Annotated in this window: 23 protein-coding genes; 10 read left to right on the top strand and 13 right to left on the bottom strand. The window is 70.6% G+C overall.

The genetic code is table 11. The annotated features are described in order from the left end of the window. Positions 1-237: 237 nt before the first annotated feature. On the bottom strand, positions 238-1,662 hold the full coding sequence (locus tag ABD944_RS22590; protein WP_345179499.1) for an MFS transporter: 1,425 nt from the start codon (positions 1,660-1,662) through the stop codon (positions 238-240). 272 nt (positions 1,663-1,934) lie between these two features. On the opposite strand from ABD944_RS22590, the gene ABD944_RS22595 reads away from it, so the two are divergent. Next, positions 1,935-3,887, top strand: a complete 1,953-nt coding sequence (locus ABD944_RS22595; RefSeq protein WP_345179502.1) for a SpoIIE family protein phosphatase — start codon at positions 1,935-1,937, stop codon at positions 3,885-3,887. 79 nt (positions 3,888-3,966) lie between these two features. On the opposite strand, the gene ABD944_RS22600 is transcribed toward ABD944_RS22595, so the two are convergent. The 3 genes from ABD944_RS22600 to ABD944_RS22610 form a co-directional block, all read right to left on the bottom strand. Continuing rightward, positions 3,967-5,094, bottom strand: a complete 1,128-nt coding sequence (locus ABD944_RS22600; protein ID WP_345179503.1) for a hypothetical protein — start codon at positions 5,092-5,094, stop codon at positions 3,967-3,969. A 189-nt stretch (positions 5,095-5,283) separates the two neighbouring features. Continuing rightward, positions 5,284-6,252 carry a suppressor of fused domain protein gene (locus ABD944_RS22605; protein WP_345179504.1) on the bottom strand — a complete coding sequence of 323 codons (969 nt, stop codon included), beginning with the start codon at positions 6,250-6,252 and terminating at the stop codon, positions 5,284-5,286. 422 nt (positions 6,253-6,674) lie between these two features. Further along, on the bottom strand, positions 6,675-7,289 hold the full coding sequence (locus ABD944_RS22610) for a TetR/AcrR family transcriptional regulator (protein ID WP_345179505.1): 615 nt from the start codon (positions 7,287-7,289) through the stop codon (positions 6,675-6,677). 212 nt (positions 7,290-7,501) lie between these two features. On the opposite strand from ABD944_RS22610, the gene ABD944_RS22615 reads away from it, so the two are divergent. After that, complete coding sequence (locus ABD944_RS22615) at positions 7,502-8,014, top strand: hypothetical protein (protein ID WP_345179506.1); 513 nt, start codon at positions 7,502-7,504, stop codon at positions 8,012-8,014. Between the two features lie 111 nt (positions 8,015-8,125). Here ABD944_RS22615 and ABD944_RS22620 read toward each other — a convergent pair whose 3' ends face one another. Together ABD944_RS22620 and ABD944_RS22625 are read right to left on the bottom strand one after the other, a co-directional pair. Beyond that, positions 8,126-8,635, bottom strand: coding sequence for an SRPBCC family protein (locus ABD944_RS22620; RefSeq protein WP_345179508.1), 510 nt, complete (start codon positions 8,633-8,635; stop codon positions 8,126-8,128). Continuing rightward, positions 8,632-8,994, bottom strand: a complete 363-nt coding sequence (locus ABD944_RS22625) for a metalloregulator ArsR/SmtB family transcription factor (protein WP_345179510.1) — start codon at positions 8,992-8,994, stop codon at positions 8,632-8,634. The genes ABD944_RS22620 and ABD944_RS22625 overlap by 4 nt, the downstream gene beginning before the upstream one ends. 158 nt (positions 8,995-9,152) lie before the next feature. Here ABD944_RS22625 and ABD944_RS22630 point away from each other — a divergent pair, with 158 nt between their 5' ends. The 4 genes from ABD944_RS22630 to ABD944_RS22645 all read left to right on the top strand — a co-directional run bounded on the left by ABD944_RS22630 (position 9,153) and on the right by ABD944_RS22645 (position 14,464). Continuing rightward, on the top strand, positions 9,153-9,533 hold the full coding sequence (locus tag ABD944_RS22630) for a nuclear transport factor 2 family protein (protein WP_345179511.1): 381 nt from the start codon (positions 9,153-9,155) through the stop codon (positions 9,531-9,533). Between the two features lie 370 nt (positions 9,534-9,903). After that, positions 9,904-13,284, top strand: coding sequence for an NACHT domain-containing protein (locus ABD944_RS22635; RefSeq protein WP_345179513.1), 3,381 nt, complete (start codon positions 9,904-9,906; stop codon positions 13,282-13,284). Between the two features lie 205 nt (positions 13,285-13,489). Next, positions 13,490-13,828, top strand: coding sequence for a hypothetical protein (locus ABD944_RS22640; RefSeq protein WP_345179516.1), 339 nt, complete (start codon positions 13,490-13,492; stop codon positions 13,826-13,828). Positions 13,829-13,990: 162 nt separating this feature from the next. Continuing rightward, the gene (locus tag ABD944_RS22645; protein WP_345179517.1) at positions 13,991-14,464 is read left to right on the top strand and encodes a hypothetical protein; all 474 of its coding nucleotides are present in this window, start codon (positions 13,991-13,993) and stop codon (positions 14,462-14,464) included. Positions 14,465-14,557: 93 nt separating this feature from the next. Here the strand turns inward: ABD944_RS22645 and ABD944_RS22650 are convergent, their stop codons facing one another. Then, complete coding sequence (locus ABD944_RS22650) at positions 14,558-14,761, bottom strand: DUF397 domain-containing protein (RefSeq protein ID WP_345179518.1); 204 nt, start codon at positions 14,759-14,761, stop codon at positions 14,558-14,560. Beyond that, positions 14,758-15,573, bottom strand: coding sequence for a helix-turn-helix domain-containing protein (locus tag ABD944_RS22655; RefSeq protein WP_345179519.1), 816 nt, complete (start codon positions 15,571-15,573; stop codon positions 14,758-14,760). The genes ABD944_RS22650 and ABD944_RS22655 overlap by 4 nt, the downstream gene beginning before the upstream one ends. A 178-nt stretch (positions 15,574-15,751) precedes the next feature. Between ABD944_RS22655 and ABD944_RS22660 the strand changes: the two genes are divergently transcribed. Both ABD944_RS22660 and ABD944_RS22665 read left to right on the top strand, forming a co-directional pair. Beyond that, positions 15,752-16,102: an ATP-binding protein gene (locus tag ABD944_RS22660; protein ID WP_345179520.1), complete on the top strand. Its 351-nt coding sequence runs from the start codon at positions 15,752-15,754 to the stop codon at positions 16,100-16,102. Positions 16,103-16,335: 233 nt separating this feature from the next. Continuing rightward, complete coding sequence (locus tag ABD944_RS22665; RefSeq protein ID WP_345179522.1) at positions 16,336-16,788, top strand: hypothetical protein; 453 nt, start codon at positions 16,336-16,338, stop codon at positions 16,786-16,788. A 90-nt stretch (positions 16,789-16,878) separates the two neighbouring features. Here the strand turns inward: ABD944_RS22665 and ABD944_RS22670 are convergent, their stop codons facing one another. Further along, positions 16,879-17,613, bottom strand: a complete 735-nt coding sequence (locus ABD944_RS22670) for a DUF6069 family protein (RefSeq protein ID WP_345179523.1) — start codon at positions 17,611-17,613, stop codon at positions 16,879-16,881. A 5-nt stretch (positions 17,614-17,618) separates the two neighbouring features. Then, the gene (locus tag ABD944_RS22675; RefSeq protein ID WP_345179525.1) at positions 17,619-18,617 is read right to left on the bottom strand and encodes an RNA polymerase subunit sigma-70; all 999 of its coding nucleotides are present in this window, start codon (positions 18,615-18,617) and stop codon (positions 17,619-17,621) included. A gap of 332 nt (positions 18,618-18,949) precedes the next feature. Here ABD944_RS22675 and ABD944_RS22680 point away from each other — a divergent pair, with 332 nt between their 5' ends. Together ABD944_RS22680 and ABD944_RS22685 are read left to right on the top strand one after the other, a co-directional pair. Beyond that, complete coding sequence (locus tag ABD944_RS22680) at positions 18,950-19,360, top strand: hypothetical protein (RefSeq protein ID WP_345179527.1); 411 nt, start codon at positions 18,950-18,952, stop codon at positions 19,358-19,360. Positions 19,361-20,003: 643 nt separating this feature from the next. Further along, positions 20,004-20,732, top strand: a complete 729-nt coding sequence (locus ABD944_RS22685; protein ID WP_345179528.1) for a hypothetical protein — start codon at positions 20,004-20,006, stop codon at positions 20,730-20,732. Between the two features lies 1 nt (position 20,733). Here the strand turns inward: ABD944_RS22685 and ABD944_RS22690 are convergent, their stop codons facing one another. The 3 genes from ABD944_RS22690 to ABD944_RS22700 form a co-directional block, all read right to left on the bottom strand. Continuing rightward, entirely contained in the window at positions 20,734-21,534 is an 801-nt protein-coding gene (locus tag ABD944_RS22690; RefSeq protein ID WP_345179530.1) for an NUDIX domain-containing protein, read from the bottom strand. A gap of 86 nt (positions 21,535-21,620) precedes the next feature. Beyond that, positions 21,621-21,878: a hypothetical protein gene (locus ABD944_RS22695; RefSeq protein WP_345179531.1), complete on the bottom strand. Its 258-nt coding sequence runs from the start codon at positions 21,876-21,878 to the stop codon at positions 21,621-21,623. Then, positions 21,875-23,344 (bottom strand): putative sodium/potassium/calcium exchanger, encoded by a 1,470-nt coding sequence (locus ABD944_RS22700; RefSeq protein WP_345179533.1) that lies wholly within the window; start codon positions 23,342-23,344, stop codon positions 21,875-21,877. The genes ABD944_RS22695 and ABD944_RS22700 overlap by 4 nt, the downstream gene beginning before the upstream one ends. Positions 23,345-23,411 lie beyond the last annotated feature (67 nt).

Genomic DNA, 23,411 nt, shown 5'->3' on the forward strand with positions numbered 1-23,411 from the left:
AGGGCTTCCTTCTCATACCTACAGATGAAACCAGCCCTTTCGCTTTCCTCGCTTCTGACAGAAACGGGCGCGCCTTCCGGCGCGCCCGTTCTGTTTCGGTCACTGGCCCGAGCCCCGCGACGCGGCCATAGCGGATCCGTGAACGAGCACCGGGCGGGAACGCGACCGGGGCGGGCGACCAGTGAGTGGCGGCGGAAGCCCCGGCATGACCGCCGTCGTCGCGGCCGGGGCCGTGCGTCACGCGATCACGGGCTCCTCGGACCGGGCCGCTCCCTGAGGCCGCGGCAGGAACGGGACGATGGCCGTCCCGGCGGCGGTGATCGCGGCCGCGACGAGGAAGGCGGCCGCGTAGCCGTCCACCAGGTCCGGCCCGGTGTGCGCGGCGGCGGTGCCGAGGACGGTGAGGCCGATCGCGCCGCCGATCGTGCGGGACGTGTTGACGACGCCCGCGACCGCGCCCGCCTCGGACGAGCTCGCGCCGCTGGTCGACGCCTCCACCAGCGGGGTCATCAGGAGGCCGAAGCCGAGGGCCATCGTCGCGCCCGGACCGAGGATCGCGGTCAGGAACGTTCCATCGGAGTCCAGCACGAGGCTCTGCCAGGCGAAGCCCGCCGCGGCCATGACCCCGCCGATGCCGGCGAGGCGCCGGGTGCCCATCCGGGCCATCAGGGGCGGCGCGAGCCGCGAGCCGATGATGATCCCCGCCGTGTGCGGCAGGAACGACAGGCCCGTCCGGACCGCGCTGTAGTGCAGGACGTTCTGCATGTAGAGCGACAGGAAGTACCACAGCGCGAAGCCCGCCATCGTCCCGACGAGGGTCGCGAGGTTGCCGACCGCGACACTGCGCAGCCGGAACAGCCGCAACTGCACGAGCGGCTCGGGAGTGCGCGCCTCGACGGCGACGAACGCGGCGAGCAGGACGACGCCGACCGCGACCGGCACCACGCCCCTCCAGCCGTGGTCCCCGGTCTCGCCGATGCCGAACGCGAGCAGGCCCACGCCCGCGGTGACGAGGACGGCCCCGGGAAGGTCGAGGCGGCGCCGCCCGGCCGCGTCGCCGTCGCCGCGCAGCCAGCGGGCGGCGACGGCCGCGACCGCCGCGCCGACCGGCACGTTGATCAGCAGCACCCAGCGCCAGCTCAGGTAGTCGGTCAGCAGCCCGCCGACGAGGCCGCCGGTCGCGCCGCCCGCGGTGCCGACGGCCGTCCACATGGCGATCGCCTTCGTCCGGGCCGGGCCCTCGGGGAACGTCCCGGTGATGAGCGACAGCGTGACGGGTGCGAGGATCGCCGCCCCGAGGCCCTGGAACGCTCGCGCGCCGATCAGCATGGCGCCGTCCTGCGCGAACCCGCCGACGAGGCTGGCGGCGGTGAACAGGCCGAGCCCGGTGATGAAGACGCGCTTGCGACCGAACAGGTCGGCGGCGCGCCCGCCGAGGAGGAGGAACCCCGCGAAGGTCAGCGAGTAGGCGTTGACGACCCACTGAAGGCCCGTCGCGCCGAGGCCGAGGCCTTCGCGGATGTGCGGCAGGGCGACGTTGACGACGGAGATGTCGAGGACGACGAGGAACTGGCCGATCGACGCGGCGAGCAGCGCGGCCCAGCCGGGGGTCCTCGCCCCGGCCGGTCGCGCCGCCGCCTCGGCGGTGAGGTCTGCGGTCATGCGTCCATGCTGGTCGCCGGGCCCGGTCGGCCGCGTCGGTCCGCGGTCCCGTCCGGTGAGGTCCGTTCGGCCTAGGACCAGGCGGCGCGCGCTGGCGGCGTCCCGGCGCGGCCCGGCGGACGCGCCGGGCCTGGCGCGGAACACCCCGGGTATGAATGAATCTCCTCGACGCAAGCGGGTACCGGATGCTTGCGCAACGAGTGCGTCACAAGGTGTTAACCCGGATGAGTCGGAAACAAAGGGACGCACGGAGGTGACCATCCGGAGGGTTGATGCGAGAGTCCGCACGCGACGAGGACATGGACAGGCTCACCGGCGACGCCCGGACCGTCCGCCAGGTGTTCGAGGCGATCCCGGCCGCCGTCGCCGGGGTCGAGAGCCCCGGCGAGTACCGCCTGGTCGCGGTCAACGCCGCCTACCGCGCGCTGGTGGAGCGGGACGAGGTGCTCGGCCGCTCCACCTCCGAGCTGTTCCCCGAGCTCGTCGCCCAGCAGCTGTTCGACCTGTTCGACCGTCCGTTCCGCACCGGGGAGACGGTGACGGCGCGCGAGTGGCGGATCCAGCTCCCCCGCGAGACCGGCCCCGACGAGGACGTCTACATCGACTGCACGATCGTCCCGCAGAAGTCCGCGACCGGGGAGGTCGTCCGGCTCGTGGCGTTCGCGCAGGACGTCACCGAGCGGGTGCGGGAGCGGCAGGCGGCGCGCCGGGCCGCCGAGGAGGGCCCGGTCGAGCCCGCCGACGTCGTCGGGGTGCTCCAGCGGCAGCTGCTGCCCGCGGGCCTGCCGATCCTGCCGGGCCTGCAGATCGGCGGCAGCTACCTGCCCGCGGGCGGCGGTTCGGCCGCGGGCGGCGACTGGTTCGACGCCGTCCCCCTGCCGGACGGCCGGACGGCCCTCGTGGTCGGGGACGTGGCCGGGCACGGCGTCGAGGCGTCGGCGGCGATGGGGCGGATCCGCGCCGTCCTCGAAGACCGGCTCGACCTCACCGGCGACATCGCCGAGGCGCTCGCCGCCGTCGACCGGCTGGCCGAACGCCTCCCGGCCGCGCGCGCGGCGACCCTGTGCGTCGCCGCCGTGGACCCGGCGGACGGGCGGCTCACGTACTGCACGGCCGGGCATCCGCCGCCGCTGCTGATCCCGTCCGCGGGCCCCGCCCGCTACCTGCGCTCGTCCGGCGGCGGACCGCTCGGCACCGGGACCGGCTTCCCGCTCGCCGAGGACCGCCTCGCCGTCGGCGACCAGCTCCTGCTCTACAGCGACGGCATCGTGCGGCGGCCGGGCCAGGAGGTCGCGGCGGGGACCGTCGAGCTGGCGGAGGTCGCCGCGGACGTCGCCGCCGGGCGGGCGCTGCGCGAGGACTGGCTCGCCGCCGTCGACCGCCTCACCACGCAGACGCTGGAACTGCTGGTCAGGACGTCCGGGCACGACGACGACATCGCGCTGCTGGCCGCGCAGCGGACCGCGCCGCACGCGCCGCTGCTGCTTGACCTGCCGGCCGAGTCGGAGGCGATCCCCGCCGCCCGCAAGGCCCTGGACGAGTGGCTGTACGACCTCGGGGCCCGCGCCGAGGACGTCATCCTGCTGCGGCACGCGATCGGCGAGCTCGTCACCAACGCGGTCGAGCACGCCTACGACGGCACGCCCGGCGCCGTCCGGATCCGGGCCGAGTGCACCGGGCGCGGCGGCGTCGAGATCGAGGTCGCCGACGACGGCCACTGGCGCGAGCCGTGGCAGCCCACCGAGGACCGCGGACGCGGCCTGGCCATGGCGAGCGACTTCGCCGACGACCTGCACGTCGAGACGGGCCCGCGCGGCACGACGGCGACCGTCCGGCACCGGCTGACCCGTCCCGCGCGGCTGCTCACCCCCGGCGAGGTCACGCCGGCGCCGGACCTGTCGGACCTGCCGAACCTGCTGCTGATCCTGGACCAGCCCTCGGAGGGGAACCCGCGGATCCGCCTGGACGGCCCGGTCGACGCCGCCACCGCCGAGCAGTTGCGCGAGGAGCTGGTCGTGCGCACCCGCGGCGGCACCATGCCCCTCACCGTCGACCTGACCGGCGTCACGCACCTGTCCAGCGCGGGCGTCGCCGTCCTCTACGAGGCCGAGATCCGCACCGACTCCCCGGGCCGCCCGTTCCTCCTGTACGCCCCTCCGGGCAGCCCGGCGCAGCACGTCATGGCGATGGTCGCCCTCCCCCACACCACGGCCGAACCCGGCTAGCGCTCGCTGCCGCACCGGCGCCGGGGGCGACGTTCCCTTCGCCGGTGTCCCGGACCTTGCGGGAGCCGCCCGCCGGCCGTCACAGAACGAATCGTTCCGCACGGAAGCGCAGATCTTCCCGGCCGGCGAGTTCGGCCGGGAAGTCGATGTTCCACCTGTCGGTGTCCCAGACCTGCGCGAGCCGGCCCTCGGACGTCACGGCATAGATCGACTTCTTGTCGCCGGCGGTCTCCCTCACGAAGACGGCGGGGGTCTGCCGGAAACGCACATCCGGCTGGTCCGTGCGCTCCGCGGGGAAGTCGACGTTCCAGCCGTCGGTGTCCCAGATCTGCACGAGACGCTCGTCGAACGTCACCGCATAGATCGACTTCTTGTCGCCGGCGACGTCCCTTCCGAATACAGCGGGATCGCCCCCGAAACGCAGACCCGACTGGCTCGTCTTCTCCACAGGGAAGTCGAGGTTCCATCTGTCGGTGTCCCAGACCTGCGCGAGCCGCCCGTCGGTGGTGATCGCGTACAACGACTTCTTGTTGTGAACGGCGTCCCTTCCGAAAACGGCTGGACTTCCCTGGAATCGGAGGTCCGGGTGGCCGGCGAGTTCGGCCGGGAAGTCGATGTTGCCGCGCGTTATCTGCGCCAGCCGCCCATGGGCCGTGATGGCGTACAACCCCACGAGACCCGCCGCGGGCAGGTCGGCCAGATCGGGGATGTCGAAAAGCGCTCCGAAGAAGGCCGGGTTTCCCGTGTAGCGTTCATTGCCCGCCGGGAACCCGAAGAAGCCGACTCGCCAGGCCGAGGAGTCCGCGACCTGGGCCATCCGGGCGTCGCTTCTCAGCCACACTATCTTCTTGCCGGCCACGGCGTTCCCGGCCAGTGCGGCAGGAGTCCCGTCGTCGAAACGCAAGCCCGGCTCCCCCGCCAGGTCGGCGGGGAAGTCGAGATTCCATCTGTCGGTGTCCCAGATCTGCGCGAGCCGCCCGTCGTCCGTCACGGCGTAGAGCAGCTTCTTGTTGTTCCCGATCTCTCTCGGGATGACCCCTGGCGCGGTTTTGAAGCGCAGGCCCGGCTGGGCCGTGCCGTCGAGCGGGAAGTCGACGTTCCATCTGTCGGTGTCCCAGATCTGTGCGAGACGACCGTCGGCAGTGATCGCGTACAACGATTTCTTGTTGTGAACGAAATCTCTCACGAAAAGCGTTACGGGCGCCATCTCCGCCGCCTCCCATGCCCGCCTCGACCGAGGGTGGGCGCATTGGATCATGTCTCTGGAGTTCAGGGCATGTCCGCAAGCTATCCCGGCTCCGGCGCGGAGGAGAAGACTCTAAAAGCCATTCTTGGGCCGCCATGCGGGGGAAATCTCCCTACCGCGTCCGTCGCCGACCGGTCCGAGGGAGACGCCCTAGTCGACCACGTTCACCGTCAGGGGCCCGACCCGGTACGTCCCGGGCCGCGGCCGGAGGGCCTCGGCGACGGCGCGGGCCACTCCGTCCGGCATCGTGATCTCCAGTGCCTCGCCGGTGCGGGAGTGGCGGAACTCCCGCCCCGGGAGGAACACGACGGGCTCCCCCGGACCGCGCAGGATCAGCGGGTTCCCGTGCGGCAACCGCCCCGGCAGCACCTTGGTGAACTGCGAGACGTGCTGGACGCCGAGCTCCAGCGTGACCCCGTCCGAGGTGTCGGCGGCCAGCCGCTGGAAGAACAGGAACCCCGTCCCGGCGCCCTCCCGCGCCGAACCCTCGCGGACCGCCCGCGCCACGTCGGGCAGGTCCGCCAGCGACATCCGGCCGAGGTCGGTGATCAGCATCGGCAGGTGCGGGGCCATCGCCTCCACGAGCCCGTCCACATGCCACGCCTGCGCCGCGTGCAGCTCGTCGGTGGTGAGGCCGACGAACTGCAGGAAGGTGATCTCCCCCAGCTCCGTCCGCGCCCGCCCGAGCTCCGGGTCCAGCACCAGCCCCCCGGCCCGGACCTCGGAGTCCGGGCGCTCGGGGTCGAGCGGGTCGGGCAACTCGATGTAGTGCCCCACCTGGAAGTCGTTGCCGCTCCTCACCACGTACGACGCCAGGTGCTCCAGCTGCGCCAGCGCCCAGTTCGGCGCCTCCGTCTCCTCCGGCCGCCGCGGCACCCGCAACGTGAACTCGTACCCGCGCTCCTCGTACGGCGCCGTCAGCGCGTACCCGACGAGATGCCAGTGCGGAACGGGCTCGTCCCGCGGATAGATCGCGATCGTGTTGGTGACGAACCGGCCCATCGGCATCGGCCCGGCGGGCCGGTACGGCATGGGAGCGTCCCACTCCAGCCGCGCCGCGTCCCCGTACCGCGCCTTGAGCACGCCGTCGATCGCGTTCCACCCGTCCAGATTGAGCATCCTGTTCCCTTCGTCGATCTACGCCCCCTACCGACGCGCCAACCTCGCCCGGGGTTCAACCGTCCGGCAGAAAACCGCGCACGGCGGCGGCCTTCTGCCGGACGAGGCTCACTTGACCTTGTAACTCCACCTGTTCCCGCCCCGGTAGAACTTCTTGACAGAAGCGCCGGGCCGGACGACCTCATAGAGGTTGCCTCTGCACTTCATATCGATGTACACCCAGAGGCGCTTGCTGGAGCGATTCTTCATCGATCTGAACGGAGTGCCGTGGTAACAGGCCCCGCGCCTGGCCGGGCTGCGGCCGGGGTCTCCCTTTTCTTGGGTCACTTTGCCTTCCGAAGGCTAGAAAAGAGAAGGCGATCCCCTTCAGGGCCCTAGGGCCCTATCAACGGAGCCGGGGGCCCTATCGGCCCCCTCGGCGTTCACCGGGTCGGGGGGCGCAGGCCGTCCAGGATCAGCTGGGCGATGCGAGCTGATCGGTCCGGGTCGGTTTCCGCGCCGGCGTGGCGGATCGCGGCGAAGGCGCCGGCGACCAGGGCCATCACCTCGTCGGCGGTGACGTCGTCGCGCACCGTTCCGGCCGCGTGCGCGCGGCCGAGCAGGTCGGCCACGTGGCGGGTGAGGTCGGCCGCGACGTCCGGGGCGGCGGTGCGCAGGTCGAACTCGGCGGCCGCGAGCGCGCTCTTCACGGCCGCGTTCTCGGCCCCCGCGGCCACCATCCGGGCCAGCAGCGTGAAGACGGCCTCGGGGTCGCCGGCGGCGGCGAGCGCCTCCGCCTCCGCCGTCAGCCCTTCCAGCATGTCGATCGCGACGGCGAGGTACAGCTCCTCCTTGGCCGGGAAGTGCCGGTGGACGGTGCCGGGGCCGACGCCGGCGCGGCGGGCGATCTCGTCGAGCGAGACGCCCAGCCCCTCCGTCGCGAACAGCCGCTGAGCGGTCCGCAGGACCCGCTCGCGGTTGCGGCGCGCATCGGCCCGCAGCCCCCGGTCGCGCCGCGGGACCGCCGAGGGCTCGGAGTCAGGTGGCCGTCTGGACATGTCGCCCCCCAGCCTAACCGGGGCGCCGCACCGGATCCTCCGCGATCCGCCGGACCGCGGCTCAGGGGAGGCGAAAGGACGCACCAGTCGTTTGCCGGGAAGGCCGCGCTCGGCACGGTAAGACCCACGGCCGTGGAGAACCACGAGCCATCGACAAACAACCCCGGTGCACGTGCCAGGCACGCGCACCTCGACCAAAGAGGGAATCCGACATGGACAGGTTCTTACTGATCTCGCGGGACACGTTCCGGCGGATCTCGACGAAAGCGCGTCTGCTGATCTCGCTCGCCCTGGGCGTCGTCACCGGTGCGGTCGTCGGCGGCCTCATCGACGGCCTGGACTACCTCGCCTTCATCGCCGACCTCCACCACCGCCACGAGATCGACGCCTTCGCGTTCCGCTACCTCGACTTCCTTCTCAACCGCGTCATCGAGGGGGCCGGCATCGGCGCCGTCTGCGGCCTCATCGGCACCCTCGGCGTCGTCATCGGCACCCTCGGCGCCTTCACCCGCCCCGGCGTGCGGAAGATCGTCCTCCGCGTCGCCGGTGGTGCCGTGATCGTCGGAGTCGTCGCCTGCATCGGGTTCGTCGCCCTGGCCGCCATCGGCATCGCCGTCCACGGCCCGGTCGGCCCTCAGGGCTTCGTCTCTCCCGGCGACTTCCTCATCAGCCTCTGCAGCTGCGCTGCTGGGCTCGTCGCCGGTGTCGCCCGCACCGACGACTGACTCACCCGCGGACCTGGCACCCACCAGGTCTCGCTCACCGGGGGGCCTGGCCTGCCAGGCCCCCCGTACCGTCTTCTTCCGTCCCGGCCGAACGCTCGGGAGGGCCGCCGGTCAGCGGGCGGGGTCCTGCTTGATCTGGTCGATGAAGTACGGCTTCATGGCGGGATAGTAGGCGTCGAAGTCCGGCTCGGGGGAGCCGTCGCGCGCGGCCACGAGCCTGTCCAGGTAGTACTCCCAGCCCGGACCGTTCTCCCCGATCTGCTCCTCCTTGTCGAGATGCTCCACGAACCGCAGCTGGGTCGAGCCGTCCTCTTCGGACAGCAGCAGCTCGATGCGCCAGGTACCGAACTCGTCCGTCGCCGAGAGGGCCAGGCGCCGCGGAGGCTCGCATGCCTCGATGCGCATGTCGCACCACGGCGCCTGGTCTTCGAACGCCATCTGAACCTGGATCGTCCGGCCCGGCGCGGCGTCGCCCTTCCATGGGCCGAACCAGCGCGCCGTGCGCTCGGGCTCGGTGACGCTGGCCCAGACGTCCTCGACGGATGCCCGGAACGACCGGGTCAGGACGAGATCACTTCCCGTCGCGCCGCGAACCAGCCTGCCGGTGGGTCGGGGATTCATGCGGTGTTCTCCTTCTTCTCGTCGGAGGTGCTGGAGACGCGGCGTTCTCGGCGGGTCCGATGGACCTCGGTCTCCAGCGCGTCGAAGCGGTGCGTCCAGCCGTGGGGTTGGACGAACTGGGCGAGCCACGCGGAGAGCGGGGTCAGCTGCGCAGGATCGATCTCGTAGAGCCGTTCCCTGCCGACGAGTTCGTCCCGTACGAGACCGCTTTCCCGGAGCACGCGCAGGTGACGGCTCACCGCCGGCCTGCTGATCTCGAAGTGTCCGGCGATCTGCCCTGCCGTGAGCCGCTCACCGCGCAGCATGACCAGGATCTCCCGGCGCACCGGGTCCGCGATCGCTCTCACCACGTCGTCCACGGTGAAAGCGTAACCTACAGGTTACGCTTTTGCCACCGGCCCCATCGCGGCGAAGCACAACCGGGGCGCCGCACCGGATATCGTGGGGGCTAACCGGGGCGGCGCACCGTTTAGCTCCGCGCCGCTCGTCACGTACCGGCCACGAGGAGACCGCACCGATGACCATCCGCGAGGACGCCGGCGCCCTGGTGCGACGGATGCAGGAATGCTTCAACAGCCGGCGGTTCGACGAGGCCGCCGCTCTGCACACGCCCGACTTCTTCAGCCACCCCCTCGGCGCCGGGATCGAGGCGGGCACGGCGGCCTGGCGTGTGCTCGCCGCCCGCTTCCCCGGCATCCGGGTCGTCGCCCAGGACATCCTGGTCGACGGCGACAGGGCCGCCGTCCGTTCGGCCGTCGAGGGCCTCGCCCTCCCCGATGGCGCCGCGCGCCCCGAACTGTTCGAGATCTTCCGCTTCGAGAACGGCCGCTTCGCCGAGATGTGGGGCGCCAGCACCGGTTTCCCGACCGCCACCAGCCCCGAGGACCTGCTCACCTGACGCGCCGACGGCGACCGACAGCGGCCGGTTCCGCGACTCGTCCGGCGAATTGCGGTACAGCACAGTTGAGTGGTGTTGCCGGGCTTGACGTCGAGCGGCTGGGGGGCTTACTGCTGTGCGCAGGCTGAGATACGCGGGGCACGTTCTGCTCGGGGCGTCGCTGACGGTCGTGATAGGCGTGGCGATCAACCAAGTCCTCAACGACAACAAGCTGAGCTGGAGTTGGGGATACTTGGCGCTGGTGGCCACGGTCTTAGGCGCGCTGGTCGAGGTCGCCCCGCAAGCGGCCGCGCCCTCCCAGGAAACGACCGCTTCTCCTCCCCCTTCGAGAGGGCGGAGGAGACGGTCACGACGCGGGTATCTGCGGCGGATGCGTTCGGCGGTCGACCAGATGGAGACGATAGGGCTGGTCACCCAGGCCGAGTACGTGCTGCGGACCCGCCAGGTCTACGTCGACGTGATGCTGCGGCCGAGGCCGGTGGCCGACACGGTCACGGACACCGGCATCGGCTCCGTCTCCTCCACGGAGGCCGGGCGGCGCGCGTCGCTGGCGTCCTTCCTCACGCCGGGGCGGGTGCTCGCGGTCCTCGGCGCCGCAGGGTCCGGGAAGACGACACTGGCCCGCTACACCGCCCTGGAGATGGCGGAGCGGCGGGAGCCGTGGCGCCGGCGCCACGGGCTGCTCCCGGTGCTGCTCTATCTGCGCGACCACGCCGAGGCCATCGCGGACGGAGAGCCCGAGGGGCTCGCACAGGTCGCGGTGACCGCGCCTTGGCTGGACGGCGCCGTCTCGGCCGAGTGGCTGGACGAGCGGCTGCGGCAAGGCCGGTGCGCGGTCCTGCTGGACGGCCTGGACGAGGTGGCCGACACCGGGGACCGCGGCCGCGTGGTGCGGTGGGTGGAGGACCAGATCAGCCGCTACCCGGCCAACGCCTTCGTGGTCACCTCCCGTCCGCTCGGGTACGACGCCGCCCGGCTGTCGCGCGCCGACGTCCTCCAGGTGCAGCGGTTCACCAACCAGCAGATCCGCGACTTCCTGCACGCCTGGTACCGGGCCATCGAGCGGCGCGCGCGGCACGGCGATCCGGAGGAGATCGACCGGATCGCGGCGCTGGCGGCCGACGACCTGTTCCGGCGGATCAGCGGCCGTCCCGTGCTCGCCGACCTGGCCGCCAACCCGCTGCTGCTCACCATGATCGCGAACGTGCACCGGTACCGCGGCAGCCTCCCCGGCAGCCGCGTCGCGCTCTACGAGGAGGTGTGCCAGGTACTCCTCCACCGCCGCCAGGAGGCCAAGAGGCTCCCCGACTGCGACGTGGACGGGCTGAGCGGGGACAAGAAGGAGCGCATCGTCCAGGAACTGGCCTGGTACATGATGCGGCGCGAGCTGCGCGACATCGAGGCCGAAGAGGCCGAGCGCGCCGTCCAGGCCGTGATGGCGCGGACCGCGCCGGACGTCACACCCGCTGCCTTCCTGCTCCATGTCAAACGCAGCGGCCTACTGCTGGAGCACCAGTACGGCCGCTACGGTTTCGCGCACCTCACCTTGCAGGAGTACCTCGCCTCCATGCGCGTGCCCGCGCACGCGTCCCGGCGTGAACTCCTCATGGACAATGTCGGCAATCCCTGGTGGCGGGAGGTGACGCTCCTCTGGGCCGCCCGTGCCGACGCCAGTCCCGTCGTCGAGGCGTGCCTGGCCGATCGGACGGTCCCAGCGCTCAACCTCGCCTATGCGTGCGCGGAGGAGGCCCGCGAACTCGACCCCGCCCTACGCGCGCGACTCGACCGGCTGCTGCGGTCGGAGAACCGCGACCCCGAGGAGATCCGGCTGCTGGACGGAGTCACCGCGGCCCGGGCCCTCCAGGACGCCCATGTTCTGGAGGACGGCACCCGGCTCTGCGCCCATCCCGTCCCGGACGACCTCTGGAGACGCTTCGCCGCCCGCACCGAGGACCGTCACGCGCCGGACAACGCGTCCGGCGATCTTTGGACGAAGGACATCAAGGCCTTCCTCACCTGGCTCAACGGCCTGTTCGGCGACGGCACCGCCTACCGCCTGCCCACGCCGGCCGAGGCGCGCCAGGCCCTCGACCGCGACCTCTACCCCGGGGCCACCGGCGGCGCCGGGGCGGTCCTCTACGCCGCGGACCAGGACTGGGCCCGCCCCAACGGCCAGATCCATCTCATCTCCTCCCCACCGGATGCAGCTCCGCACTGGCCCACCCGGAAGCAGATCGACTCCTACCCGGCCCTCATCATCGAGCAGACCCACCTCCTCTTCCGGCTTCTCACGCCCGCGGCGCCGGCCGTCCTCCCCGACCTGCTGGCCTTCGCGCGCCCCCGCGACCCCAGCCGGGCCGAAGACCGGTTGCTGGAGGCGCTCGACCTGGCCTTCGATCTCACCTTCGCCAGCGAGCGCGTCATCGACGCCGCCCGCGGCCGCCTCAGCGAGCGCGCCGCCGACCTCGGCTTCGACGCTCTTCCCGACCAAGTCGATCAGCGTGCCATCGCCGGCCTCCGCGACCGCGCTCTCGGCCACGCCACCGCGCTCGGCCGGGAACTCGGCCGCGATCTCGCCTCCGGTCACCGATGGTTGTCCTTCCACAACGGGACCGTTCTCGCCTCTCTGGCCGGCACTCTCTTCGAGGTCGTTCACCAGCAGTCCCACGACATCGTCCGGGACCACCCCTCCCTTGATGCCCTCGCCCTCAGAAGCCGCTCCGTCCACCCATTCACCCCCGCCCTCGCGCTCGGCGGCCTCGACGTGGCCCTGATAGACGATCTCGACCGCGCCATGGCCGCCGCGCGCAAGCTCGCGGACGCCGTCAGGCGACGCTCTACCAGCCGCCGCGTGCGTGACATCGCAGAGGAGATCGCCACGCGCATCCAGCGGCTCCACGCCGAGAGTTTCCGTAGTTCCGGTCCCCTCGTCCCCATCGGGAACTCCACCATGGTCGGCGGCGGCGCCAACTCGCGGGACACGGGCATCGATCACGTCCTCCACGTCCTCCGCGTCCTTCACCGACTTGCCGGTTCGGCGGAAGCCCTGCACGATCTCGACACCGACGACGGATCGGTCCCGGCCCTCGCGAACGAGCTCCACCAGGCCCTGGACCGCGCCCGCGACCACGCCCTTTTCCTTGCCGAGTTCAAGGACGGCGAGCCTGGTCTCCGCGCGCCTGACTTCGCTGCGGAAGAGCTCGTGAAAGACCTGATCCTGGCGCGTCTCATCTTCGCCAACGAGCTGGGAACGAAGGGGATGGACGTCGTGGCGAGCACGGCTCGGGCGTGCCTCTCACTGCGAAACGCGTTCGCGACACCCGGGCCCCGGCACACGGGAGAGTCTCCGAGGCGCAGGATCGGATGGACGATGGCCTCGTTCATCCGCGACGAACTGCCTTCCTCAGCCACCTACCCGCCCGCCCGTGACCCGGAAGTGGTCCTGAAGGACGCCCTGCACCGCGCGAACACGATCGACGCGAAAGGGGCCACGGACCTGATCGGCAACGCGATGCGACTTGCCGCGCCTCTCTGGGAACGGACCCGCCCCAGCACGAGAAGCAGCGTGGTGTTGGCGGTCACCTCGCTTCTGGGCGCACTTATCGCCAACGAAGAAGAGAGAGCGGACGAGGAGCTCGCAAGCCATCTCTCAAGTGCCCTGAACGGGCTCATCGCGTTGACGCCGGACTCGGACATCCCTGCCTCCGACGAGCCGCCCTCGGGCAAGCTGCTGGTCCTGGCACGAGCCTGACCGCGATCGACAGGCATCGCGGTCAGCGACTCCGCACCCCTGCTTGTACGCGTTTACCCGGATGTCCGTCCCGCTCGACATCAATTACTCTACGTATTCGAGCAGGAACTTTAAGTGATGGCGCTGTCGTCCGACGTGCCCGCGCACTGGACCCGGGCGAGCCCCGGACGACTGACGCCATCCGGACTCCGACAAAGGACATGCCATGATCGCGAGCACGCGACTCGCTGTGGCCGCACTCGCGGCCGCGGCGGCCTCCTTCGCGGGGCTGACCACCCTGACCGCTCTTCCCGCCCACGCCGCCCCGGCCGTCCAGGCCGTCGGGCAGGCCGGCAAGAGGATCGTCTGCTCGACGTACCGGTCCTCGGACGGCAAGCGCATCGGCGTCAACTGCGACGCGGGCCGCTACTACGTCGTCGGCACGGCGTGCGGCCCGGGACACTGCACCACCATCGGCGGCCCCGTCGTGGACGCTCCCGCGATCTCCTGGGCCTACGCGGGCAGTGGCTACTTCGGCGGCGACATCCGCGCGGTCTTCGTCTGATCCGCGATCGGTCCGCACCGCCGGAGCCACGGCTCGATCGGCGCTCAGGGCCGTGCTCGGTACGGTAGGTCCCAGAACCGTGGCCAAGCCACGAACGCTCAACAAACGACCTTGGTGCACGTGCCAGGCACGCGCACCCCGACCCAAACAGGGGGCAACACCATGAACAAGCCTCAGTTGGTCTCGAACGCAGTGGGCGCCCTCGCCGGAGCGATCCTGGGAGGCGTCATCGAGGGGCTGAACTTCGCCGTCTTCCTCGCCGACCACCACCGCACCGGGGCCGACCCCTTCGAGTCCGGCGACTTCGACTACCTCGCCCTCAAGGCCATCGTCAGCGTCGTCGTCGGCATCATCGGCGCCGTCGGCGGCGTCTTCCTCAGCACCTACGACGGCCCTGAGACCCCCGGCGGACGGAAGCTCTTCATCCGGATCTCCGCCGGCATCGTCATCGCGGCCGTCGCGGGCTGCGTCGTATGCGTCGTCGTCGCCGCCTCCGGCGGCGTCGTCGTCCCCATCACCGGGTCCCTCGGAGCAGGCGCACTCTCCAGCAACCTCGGGATCGTTCTCACCACCATCAGCGGCATGGCCGCGGGAGGCGTGGTCGGTACCGTCCGCGCCGTCCGCGCCGCCAACTGACCCACCTGCGAAGCCCGGTACCCTCGGGCCTCGTTCGACGGGGAGCCTGGCACTGCCAGGCTCCCCGTTCTCGCCGCTTACACGCGAGACTGGTCAGCGGGCCGAGTCCTGTTTGATCTGCTTGATCTGCTCAATCAGACTGGCGAACTGGACGCTGGAGAGCGTGAGGTGTCCCCCGCCCGGGTCCTTGCTGTCCCGCACTCCGATCCCCACCCCTGGCGCAAGTCGTCCCAGCTCAACACAAGCCTTGTCGTCAACGCCGCCGCTGTGCGTGCTTTTTCGCCACTGGACGATCATGCGTACATCTCCAAGTATTTCTTGACGATCTCGCGCGAGCCATCCTCCGAGAGGGCCTTCACGCCGATACGCTCAAATTTATCCCCCATCTGACGAACGTCGCTCGGCGATTCGATCAGGCGGCCTCCGCCCTGGGCACCCGCGTAGGCGACATCACGGGTCTCCAAGCGCATGATCTGCAACGATCCGTCCACGCCAACGGTCGCGCCCGAAGCGAAAGGAACGATCCGCAGGCTGACATGGGACTCATCAGCCATCTTCAACAGGTGGCGAAGCTGCTCCGCCATGACCGCCCTGCCCCCGACGAGGCGAGCCATCACACCCTCGTCCATGATCACCCAGAGGTCCGGAAAGTCTTCCCGATCAAGGATGGCGGCCTTGCGCTGCGCACGCTCGACCATCTCGCCTTCGACGTCTCTCGTGGACCCGGCCTCCACGAGGGCGCGCGTGTATTCCTCGGTCTGGAGCGCAAGGGGTACCGCTTGACCGTGATAGGCCCTGATGGCCGAAGCCTGCTTCTCGTACTCGGAGTACTGCCGGAACCAGTTCGGGTCATGCGCCAAACGGGCAAACCATAGCAAGAGCTGCAAAAGTTTCCCAGTTCCGTAGTACTCATCCAGCTTGGCTACATGATCTTCCTGGGGGCGCTGCCGACCTGCCTCCATATTGCAAACAGACGACCTGGCCACCCCGATGATCTTTCCGACCTGAGTGAGAGACAGGCCAGCCTTCTCGCGAAGAAACCGCAGATAGAAGGCCAGGAAATGATAGATCGACAGCCTCGGCTCGATCGGGTCCCGAACGATCGGCATGACAACTCCTGTTTGGATTCGTTTGGCTGTACATCCGAACCCTAGAACCGCAAGTGATCCTTGTCACAGGAAATCAAAATCTCGGACAAGGACGGGGACGATCGTGATGACGGCGACCGGAGATCTACTTATGCCCCTTATGGGCACACCGTCCGCAGTGGGGCTAGCACGTACGCTCGTGGACGCGAGAATCCGCAATTGGAGCTATTCTCACATTCTCGACAATGCGCTTCTCGTCGTCTCGGAGCTCGTCACGAACGCGGCCCGGCAGACGCCGCACAAGGAGATCCGCCTCCAGCTCAGCCGGGACGCGCACGGCATCGTCATCGCCGTCTGGGACGCCGACTTCGCCCTCCCCAAGGCCAAGCCGATGAAGGAACTCACCCTCGAAGATCTCGACCTCTCCTATGAGGCGTTCGACGACAACGGCGGCTGGGGCCTTCACATCGTCCAGGCGCTGTCGAGCCAGTGCGGCGTCACGGGAGACCCGGCCGGCGGCAAGTGGATCTGGTCGCGCATCCACCCGTGACCCGTCCAGGCGATGGCCGAGTACGCGGCGCGCCGGCCCGTGAAGCCATGCACCGACTCGCCCGAGTCACCGACAGATCGCGAGACGCGGCACCGGGCGCGCCAGGCGTTGCCGGGAGGGTTTCGCTCGGCACGGTAGAAGCCCAAGAACCGCCATTGACCACTGGCGGTCGTACAAACAACCCGGTGCACGTGCAAGGCACGCGCACCCCGACCCAAACAGGGGGAAACACCATGAACAAGCGCCTGTTGAGCTTGCTCGCTCTGGGCACCGGTGGCGGCGCCCTCGTCGGAGCCGTCATCCAGGGCCTGGACTACGCCGTCGTCCTCGCCGACATGCAGCACCACGGGCGAGACCCCATGGAGTCCGGTGACTTCGGCTATCTCGGCGCCAAGATCATCACCGGCATCCTCATCGGCGCCGGCTGCGGCATCTTCGGCGCCTGCCAGAGAGCCTTCACCGCCTTCGACATCGCCGACGAGCGGAAGGTGACCATCCACATCGCCGGCGGTGTCGTCTTCACCGGGGTCGCCGCCTGCGTCGCGAGCATCGTCATGGCCGCCTTCGGCCTGCCCCTCGCCGACGTCCTCGACCCCATCGATGACGCCGGTGTCCGCGGCGCCTTCAGCGGCATCTGCAGTTACGCCGCGGGGATCCTCGTCGTCGCCCTCGACACCGACGACTGACCTACTCACGGCCCGGCACACGCCAGGCCGAGCTCGCCGGGGGCCTGGAATCACCAGGCCCCCGTTCGCTTGTTCCCGTCGCCGGAACGCTCAGCCGGTTCGGGTGCGGAGGCTTCTCGCCAGGGTGGGGATCATCACCGTCGCGGGGAGGAGGTGCAGCCCGAGGAGGGCCGTGGTCGTGGCGGTGTCGGCCCCGGCGAGGAAGGGCGGGACCAGCGAGATCGCCGTCAGCGACACCGCCGTCCACACGAATCGCTCGGCGGGGCGCGCGCTCCAGCGAAGGAGAGCGAGGGCGATGCCGATGCCCACGACCGAGAAGAAGCCGGTCACCACGGCGAACCCGGGCAACGGAATCGACTCGCCGCCATCGGGGATCTCGAAGTCGACGCCGGCGGCCTGGGCAAGCGCGGCGGCGAGGGTGGTGGCCGCCATCGCCGCGAGCGTGGCGACGAAGCCGGTGACGACGAGGCGGCGGATGCGGCTTGTCCGGCCCGAGGTCCGGCCTGCGACGGCCCCGGTGTCATTCATGTTCATGTCGTTTCTCCGCATTCGGTAACGGGCGTACGGGGTGTGGTGTCCGGCAAGTGACGGCCCTGGCTTCGGGGTGACGACGCGCACTCTCGCCGTGCGACGGCCGGGGTTGCGCAGGGCACGGACGCCGGTGCCGCGGAGCCAGAACCCGGCGTCGCGTCCGAGGACCGGTCCGGGCTCGCCGTCGCGCAGCTCCAGCTGCACCCGCCCCTGGGTGACGACGAGGAACGCGTCGCGCCACTCCGCCGCGACCACCGCGACCCGCCCGCCGCCGCGCAGCGCGAGCGTTCGCACCGGGACTACTCCGTGCCGTCCGCCGGCAGGCGCTCGGGCAGCCCGAGACTCGGGAACCGGTCGTCGTGGAAGGTGACGATCTCGGTGATCGCCCCGCCGGTGACGCGCAGGACGTCGATCGTCAACGGCAGGTACGCGCCCTCCCGCTCCCGCCAGAGATAGAAGGCGACGGCGGGCTGCCGGTTCACGGAGGTCTGGACGGCGCGCAAACCCGTCAGGTGCTCGAAGCCGTCCTCGACCCAGTCCTTCACCACCGCGTCGCGGCCGGCGTTCAGGCCCGGCGTGGGCGGCATCGAGCAGCGGACGTCGTCCCGCAGCAGCGCGGCGAGCCCGTCGACGTCCGTGGCCACGCTGGCGTCGGTGAAGCGGCGCACCAGCTCGCGCGTCCCGGCGTCGTCCTCGCCGCCGGTCCAGTCCTGCCGCTCGGCGGGGAGGTGCTCCCGCATGCCGGCACGGGCCCGCTGCAGCATGCTGTTCACGGAGTTGACGGATTTCCCGAGGAGCTCCGCGACGTCCTTCGCCGGCCAGCCGAGCACGTCCCGCAGGATCAGCACGGCCCGCGGACGCGGCGCCAGATGCTGGACCGCGACCAGGTACGCCAGCTCGATCGTCTCCCGCGCGACGGCGACGGCCTCCGGCTCGTCCGCGTCGCCCGCGGGCAGCTCGTCGAGCAGCCGGTCCGGGTAGGGCTGCAACCACAGCACCTCACCGCCGGTCGCGGGCTCCGGGCGGCGCTTGGCGAGCAGGTCCAGGCAGGCGTTGGTGGCGATCCGGTACAGCCAGGCCCGGAACGTCGACCGCCCCTCGAAGGTCTCCCGGCGGCGCCAGGCCCGCAGGAACGTCTCCTGCACGGTGTCCTCGGCGTCCTCGAACGACCCGAGCATCCGGTAGCAGTGCACGTGCAGTTCCCGCCGGTGCCGCTCCGCCAGCCCCGTGAACGCCGGCTCGTCGACCTCGCCCAGCCCGCTCACGCCCGGCTCCTCCGACCGCGTGTCCGCACCCATCACGTCATCCTCCCCCTCGTCGTGTCCTGTCACAGGTATGACGGCCCCGGACGCGACAACTCATCACCAGGGCCGGTCGGCGCGGCTCCGGATCGGCGCTCTCATCCGAGAGCGCACTCGATCGATTGCCGGGAGGGCGATGCTCGGCACGGTAGGACCCAAGCATCGTGGTGGGACCACGAGCGCTCGACAAACAACTCGGTTGCCCGTGCAAGGCACGCGCACCCTGACCCAAAGAGGGGAACACGATGAAAAAGCGTCAGCCGCTCTGGAGGACGGTTCGGCAGAGTTCGACGGACCTGTACCGGCGGGCCACGGCGAAGAGGATCCGAGTGATCTCGATCGTCATCGGTGCCGTCTTCGGCGCCGTCGTCCAGGGCATCGCCATGGGGGTGAGCTGGATGGGGGCCGCCGGCTCCACCGACCTCGACCTTCTCGTCTCCGGTGCCATCCTCGGCGCCCGCTACGGCCTCATCTCCGGCGTTTGCGGCGTCCTGATCGGCGCTTGCGCCCCCGGCACGGCCGACCGGCGGGAGACGGCCTCCCGCATCGCCGCCAACATCGCCACCGTCGGAGTCGCCGTGAGCTTCGTCATGGCCGCCTTCGGCATCGCCGGCCTCGACATCGCCGGCGGGAACCCCACCTTCTGGCTGGCTCTGCCCGTCTTCTGCGGCGTGGGCACGGGCATGGCCGTCGGCATCCGCGACGCCGTGGCCGTGACCAAGGCCGCGGCCGACGTCTGACCCACTCGCAGGGCCTGGCACCGGCCAGGTCCAGTTCTCGGGGGGCCTGGCACTGCCAGGCCCCCCGACGTCCTTTCCGCGCTTCTCGTCGTCCCCCACTCGTCGCCGACGCGGCGTCACTTGTGGCCCGGCCTGCGGAAAGTGGGTCTGGTGGCGCATCCGCCCGTGTCCTTCCCCCCGAACATCGAGTACGCGGCGTGCCGCCGCCCTGGGGAGGGGTCATGACGGCGGCACGCCGCGCTCACGGACGAACGCGACGGCGCCTGAACAGACGGCGCCCTGGCCGCATCTAACGTTCGGGTCGACTCCACTGCACGGATTCGGCCAGATCATGCACCATGGTCCCGGGCCCATCCGGGCCGGTGTTTCGGACGTCCACAGCGACACCCCTGAGGAGCCCTTGGTGACAGGTCCCGGTGGTCCGTCATGGGGACCCGGTGGGCACAGACCGCCCCCGATTCCGCCGCACAGTCAGCCGCCTCATCCCGGATACGGGGCACCGCCGCCCCACTATCAGCCTTACCCGCCTTACCCGGGGCGTCCCTACCCGCCGCAGCCTCCGCCTCCGCACCCGCCGTATCCGCCCCCGGGATACCAAGCGCCTCCGGGATTCCAGCCGCCCCCGCCGCGTCCGCCGTCGCGGATGGGACGGGGCATCCGGAAGGTGAACCCGTTCCGCGTCGCGCAGAAGGCGTTCCGGCCTTCGCGGCCGGACCTGATCGTCGACGCGCGCGTCCGGAAGCTGCAGGTCCTCCGCGCCTGGGCGGGCATCGTGGTGACGCTCGCCGTGGCCGCCGTCTACAGGGTCACCGCCCCCAAGGAACTGGCGAGCGAGCGGTTCGGCGACGCCTGGATCAACGTCCTGATCCTCACGTGCGTCCTGCCCCTGGTCGTCGGGGGCTTCGTGGTGGCCGCCCGGCCGCCGAACCGCGGCGCGTTCGCGCGCCGGCTCCGCTACCCCCTGATCGCGGTCGGCGCGATGTTCGGCTCCATGTTCACGTTCGTGCTCGCGGCCGTCCCCGATCTGGAAGGTGTGCGCGACGCGGCCGGGCCGGTGGTGATGGTCCCCGTGGGCGTGGTCCTCTTCCTCTGGATGCTCCCCTTCACCCTCTACGGCATCGTCCTCTCCCTGACCAACGTGTTCCGGACGGCCGACATCCACGAGCTGGTGCCGCCCCTGGTGAGCGTGGCCGCGTCCTGGGTGATGGCCGTGGTGAACGTGTTCGACGACTCCTTCAAGGGAGTTCCGAACCTCCTGGCCTTCGCGCTGATACTGGGAGCGCCGGTGACGGTGTCGGCCCTCGCCTACTACGAGGTGCGCAGGCTGCGCCTCCTGCACAGCATCACCTTGCGCAACACACTGCTGCGCTGACTCAGCGGGATTCCTCCCACCCGTGGACGCTGAACGCTTCCCCGCGGCCGATGGCTGCGAGGACCTGCGCGCAGTGGGGAATCAGGTCGGGCGGTGGCTCCGCCGGATCGATCCACAGCGCTTCCGAGGCCTTGTCGGGTTCGGCCGCGCGCGGTTCGCCCGCCCAGTTCCGAAAGGTGAACCAGTAGTCGCTGACGGCATGGCAGGGGCCGGGCAATGACGCGGCGGTGCGGTGCATGACATGGCTGAACACGGCATCGTCGCGATGCAGCGTCACGCCGGTCTCCTCCCATGCCTCGCGGATCGCGGCCGCCAGGACGTCTTCGCCGGGCTCGATGCGCCCGGCGGGCGGGCAAAGCCAGCCGTCGCGGTAGCCGGTGTTGAAGCGGCGCAGCATCAGCACCGCCCCGTCATCGCGCCGCAACGGGACGTGCGGCGCGATGAACGAGCCGTGCCAGCCGTTCCCGGGCATCGCGGCCACCTCGCGGCCGGACACGACGCCGAGCCGCCCGGCCAGGTGCTGACCGGCCTGTTCAGGGCCTCCGGCCAGGTCGACCATGGGCACGGCGGCGGACAGGATCACGTCGGCCAACTCGTCCAGGACGTCCGCGACGGTCTTGTGGACGCCCTTGCGGGGATTGCCGCCGGTCATTCCCAGATAGGCCTCGACGACCTCGCCGACCTCCTCGGCGACCTTCATCACCAGCGCGTGCGTCGGCACTTCAGCAAGGTAACCGCCCCGGATCCGGGCGGAATCGGCCCAGAACCCACCGCAGGGCTCAGCCCCATCAACGTTCACCACGCCGCGACCCTAGACCGCCCGGCACCCCCGCACCCCCGTTTCTCGAACATCTGGTCGAAGGTCGACCCCGCAGCGATCGGGCGGGGTCACTCCGGCGGTGGGGTGAGCTTGGCGGCTATGGCGTAGTCGATCTGGATGTCCTGGTAGGTGGTGTGGGACTCGACCTTGTCCGGGAGGTTGGTGCGGGCGCTTCCGGAGGCGGACTCGTCGGACGAGCCCTCGGTGAACGTCACCGAGACGTCGGGGACCACTTCGAAGCGGAGTTCGTCGGCCTTCACTCTGGCGGTGAAGAGGATGTCCGCCGTGCGCTGGAGCTCAGCGTCCGGGAGGTCGCCGGGGCTCATGAGCGCGTGCCTTGCTGGGAGAGCATCCGCAGGAGTGCCTTGCCGAGTTCGCGCACGGAATCTTCAGTCTCGCGCAGGGCGCCCTGAAGGGCCGTGATCTCCTGCTCTCCGTCGGACGTGCCCGCGCCGCTGTCCGTGTTCTTTTCGCCCTCCGGCTTGTCCTCCTCGTCGCCCGAGGAGGCGTCCGACTTCACTTCCTCCTCGCCCCGCTCAGAGGAGTCCTCGGAGGTGTCCTCGGAGTCCGTTCCTTCCTCGTCCCGGTCGGAGGTGTCCTCGGAGTCCGTTCCTTCCTCCTCCCGGTCGGAGGAGTTCTCTGACTCCGCTCCTTCCTCGTTTCGGTCGGAGGAGTTCTCGGAGTCCGCTCCCTCCTTGTCTTGGTCGGGAGGGTTCTTTGGCTCCGTGCCCTCTGTGTCCTGCTCTGACGAGGCGTTGGGCTCTGCCTGCTCCTTGCCTTCTTCGGAGGAGTCCTCGGACGTCGCCGTGTCGGTGGCGCCTTTTGCGGTTTCGGCCGTTTTGCTCACCGTGTCCTCGACGCCCTTGCCGGTGGCTTCGGCGGCCTGTCCGGCGCCCTTGCCCGCGTCCCGGACGCCCTCGCCTGCGCCTTCGGCGGCTCGGCCTGCGCCCTTGCCCGCTTCGCCGACGCCTTCGCCTACCTGTCCGGCCGCGCGGCCCGCGCCCTTGCCTGCTTCGCCTACGCCCTCGCCCGCGCCCTGGCCCACTTGTTCGGCGGCTCGGCCCGCGCCCTTGCCCGCTTCGCCGACGCCTTCGCCCGCGCCTTCGCCCACGTGCTCGGCCGCTCGGCCGGTGCCCTTGCCGACCTGGCTGACTCCCTCGCCCGCGCCTCGGCCGACCTGGCTGACGCCTTCGCCCGCGCCCTTGCCGACTTCCTTGACCGCGCCGCCCGCGCCTTCACCGACGTCCTTCACCGCGCCGCCCGCGCCCTCGCCGACGCTCTCGACGGCGCCGCCGGCTCCGCGGCCGACGTCCTCCACGGCGCCCCGGGCGCCCTTGCCGACCTCGCCCACGGCGCTGCCGGTGCCGGAGCCGATGTCGCTCACGGCCGACTCCAGTCCGCGTCCGATGTGCTGGAGGATCTCCGGGTTGCGGTCCAGGGTGGTCAGGACGCGGTCGACGATGATGGCGACGTTGTCCAGCCGGACCTGGAGCTCGGCCTCCGCCTCGACGCCCTTGATCTCCAGTTTGACCCTGCCGAGGTACACGTCCGCGCCGACGTTCAGCTTGAGCAGGTCGAGGACCTCGGCGACGAGCGAGACGTGCGCCTCCAGGTTCTCGACCTCCAGCGAGATCTCCTCGACCTTGACCTGCGGGACGTCGAGATGGACGTCCGGGCCCTCCGCGGGCTGCGCCCGCCGGTCCGGCTGGATGGTCTTTCCGGTCAGGCCCTCCGAGTCATCGCGGGACTCGTTCCGCTCGCGATCAGGCTTGCCGGACGCGCCGTCGCTCATCGTTCCCCCCGATGCTCGATCCTGGTCCCGGGGACGTCCTTCCCCCTCAGCCCCGCCTTCCACCAGC

The organism is Actinomadura verrucosospora (assembly GCF_039540335.1).
GTDB lineage: Bacteria > Actinomycetota > Actinomycetes > Streptosporangiales > Streptosporangiaceae > Spirillospora > Spirillospora verrucosospora.

Coding starts and splice junctions, on each gene's coding strand:
- ABD944_RS22590 (WP_345179499.1), bottom strand. CDS start 1,662: ATGACCGCAGACCTCACCGCCGAGGCGGCGGCGCGACCGGCCGGGGCG.
- ABD944_RS22595 (WP_345179502.1), top strand. CDS start 1,935: ATGCGAGAGTCCGCACGCGACGAGGACATGGACAGGCTCACCGGCGAC.
- ABD944_RS22600 (WP_345179503.1), bottom strand. CDS start 5,094: ATGGCGCCCGTAACGCTTTTCGTGAGAGATTTCGTTCACAACAAGAAA.
- ABD944_RS22605 (WP_345179504.1), bottom strand. CDS start 6,252: ATGCTCAATCTGGACGGGTGGAACGCGATCGACGGCGTGCTCAAGGCG.
- ABD944_RS22610 (WP_345179505.1), bottom strand. CDS start 7,289: ATGTCCAGACGGCCACCTGACTCCGAGCCCTCGGCGGTCCCGCGGCGC.
- ABD944_RS22615 (WP_345179506.1), top strand. CDS start 7,502: ATGGACAGGTTCTTACTGATCTCGCGGGACACGTTCCGGCGGATCTCG.
- ABD944_RS22620 (WP_345179508.1), bottom strand. CDS start 8,635: ATGAATCCCCGACCCACCGGCAGGCTGGTTCGCGGCGCGACGGGAAGT.
- ABD944_RS22630 (WP_345179511.1), top strand. CDS start 9,153: ATGACCATCCGCGAGGACGCCGGCGCCCTGGTGCGACGGATGCAGGAA.
- ABD944_RS22635 (WP_345179513.1), top strand. CDS start 9,904: ATGCGTTCGGCGGTCGACCAGATGGAGACGATAGGGCTGGTCACCCAG.
- ABD944_RS22640 (WP_345179516.1), top strand. CDS start 13,490: ATGATCGCGAGCACGCGACTCGCTGTGGCCGCACTCGCGGCCGCGGCG.
- ABD944_RS22645 (WP_345179517.1), top strand. CDS start 13,991: ATGAACAAGCCTCAGTTGGTCTCGAACGCAGTGGGCGCCCTCGCCGGA.
- ABD944_RS22650 (WP_345179518.1), bottom strand. CDS start 14,761: ATGATCGTCCAGTGGCGAAAAAGCACGCACAGCGGCGGCGTTGACGAC.
- ABD944_RS22655 (WP_345179519.1), bottom strand. CDS start 15,573: ATGCCGATCGTTCGGGACCCGATCGAGCCGAGGCTGTCGATCTATCAT.
- ABD944_RS22665 (WP_345179522.1), top strand. CDS start 16,336: ATGAACAAGCGCCTGTTGAGCTTGCTCGCTCTGGGCACCGGTGGCGGC.
- ABD944_RS22675 (WP_345179525.1), bottom strand. CDS start 18,617: ATGGGTGCGGACACGCGGTCGGAGGAGCCGGGCGTGAGCGGGCTGGGC.
- ABD944_RS22685 (WP_345179528.1), top strand. CDS start 20,004: ATGGGACGGGGCATCCGGAAGGTGAACCCGTTCCGCGTCGCGCAGAAG.
- ABD944_RS22695 (WP_345179531.1), bottom strand. CDS start 21,878: ATGAGCCCCGGCGACCTCCCGGACGCTGAGCTCCAGCGCACGGCGGAC.
- ABD944_RS22700 (WP_345179533.1), bottom strand. CDS start 23,344: ATGAGCGACGGCGCGTCCGGCAAGCCTGATCGCGAGCGGAACGAGTCC.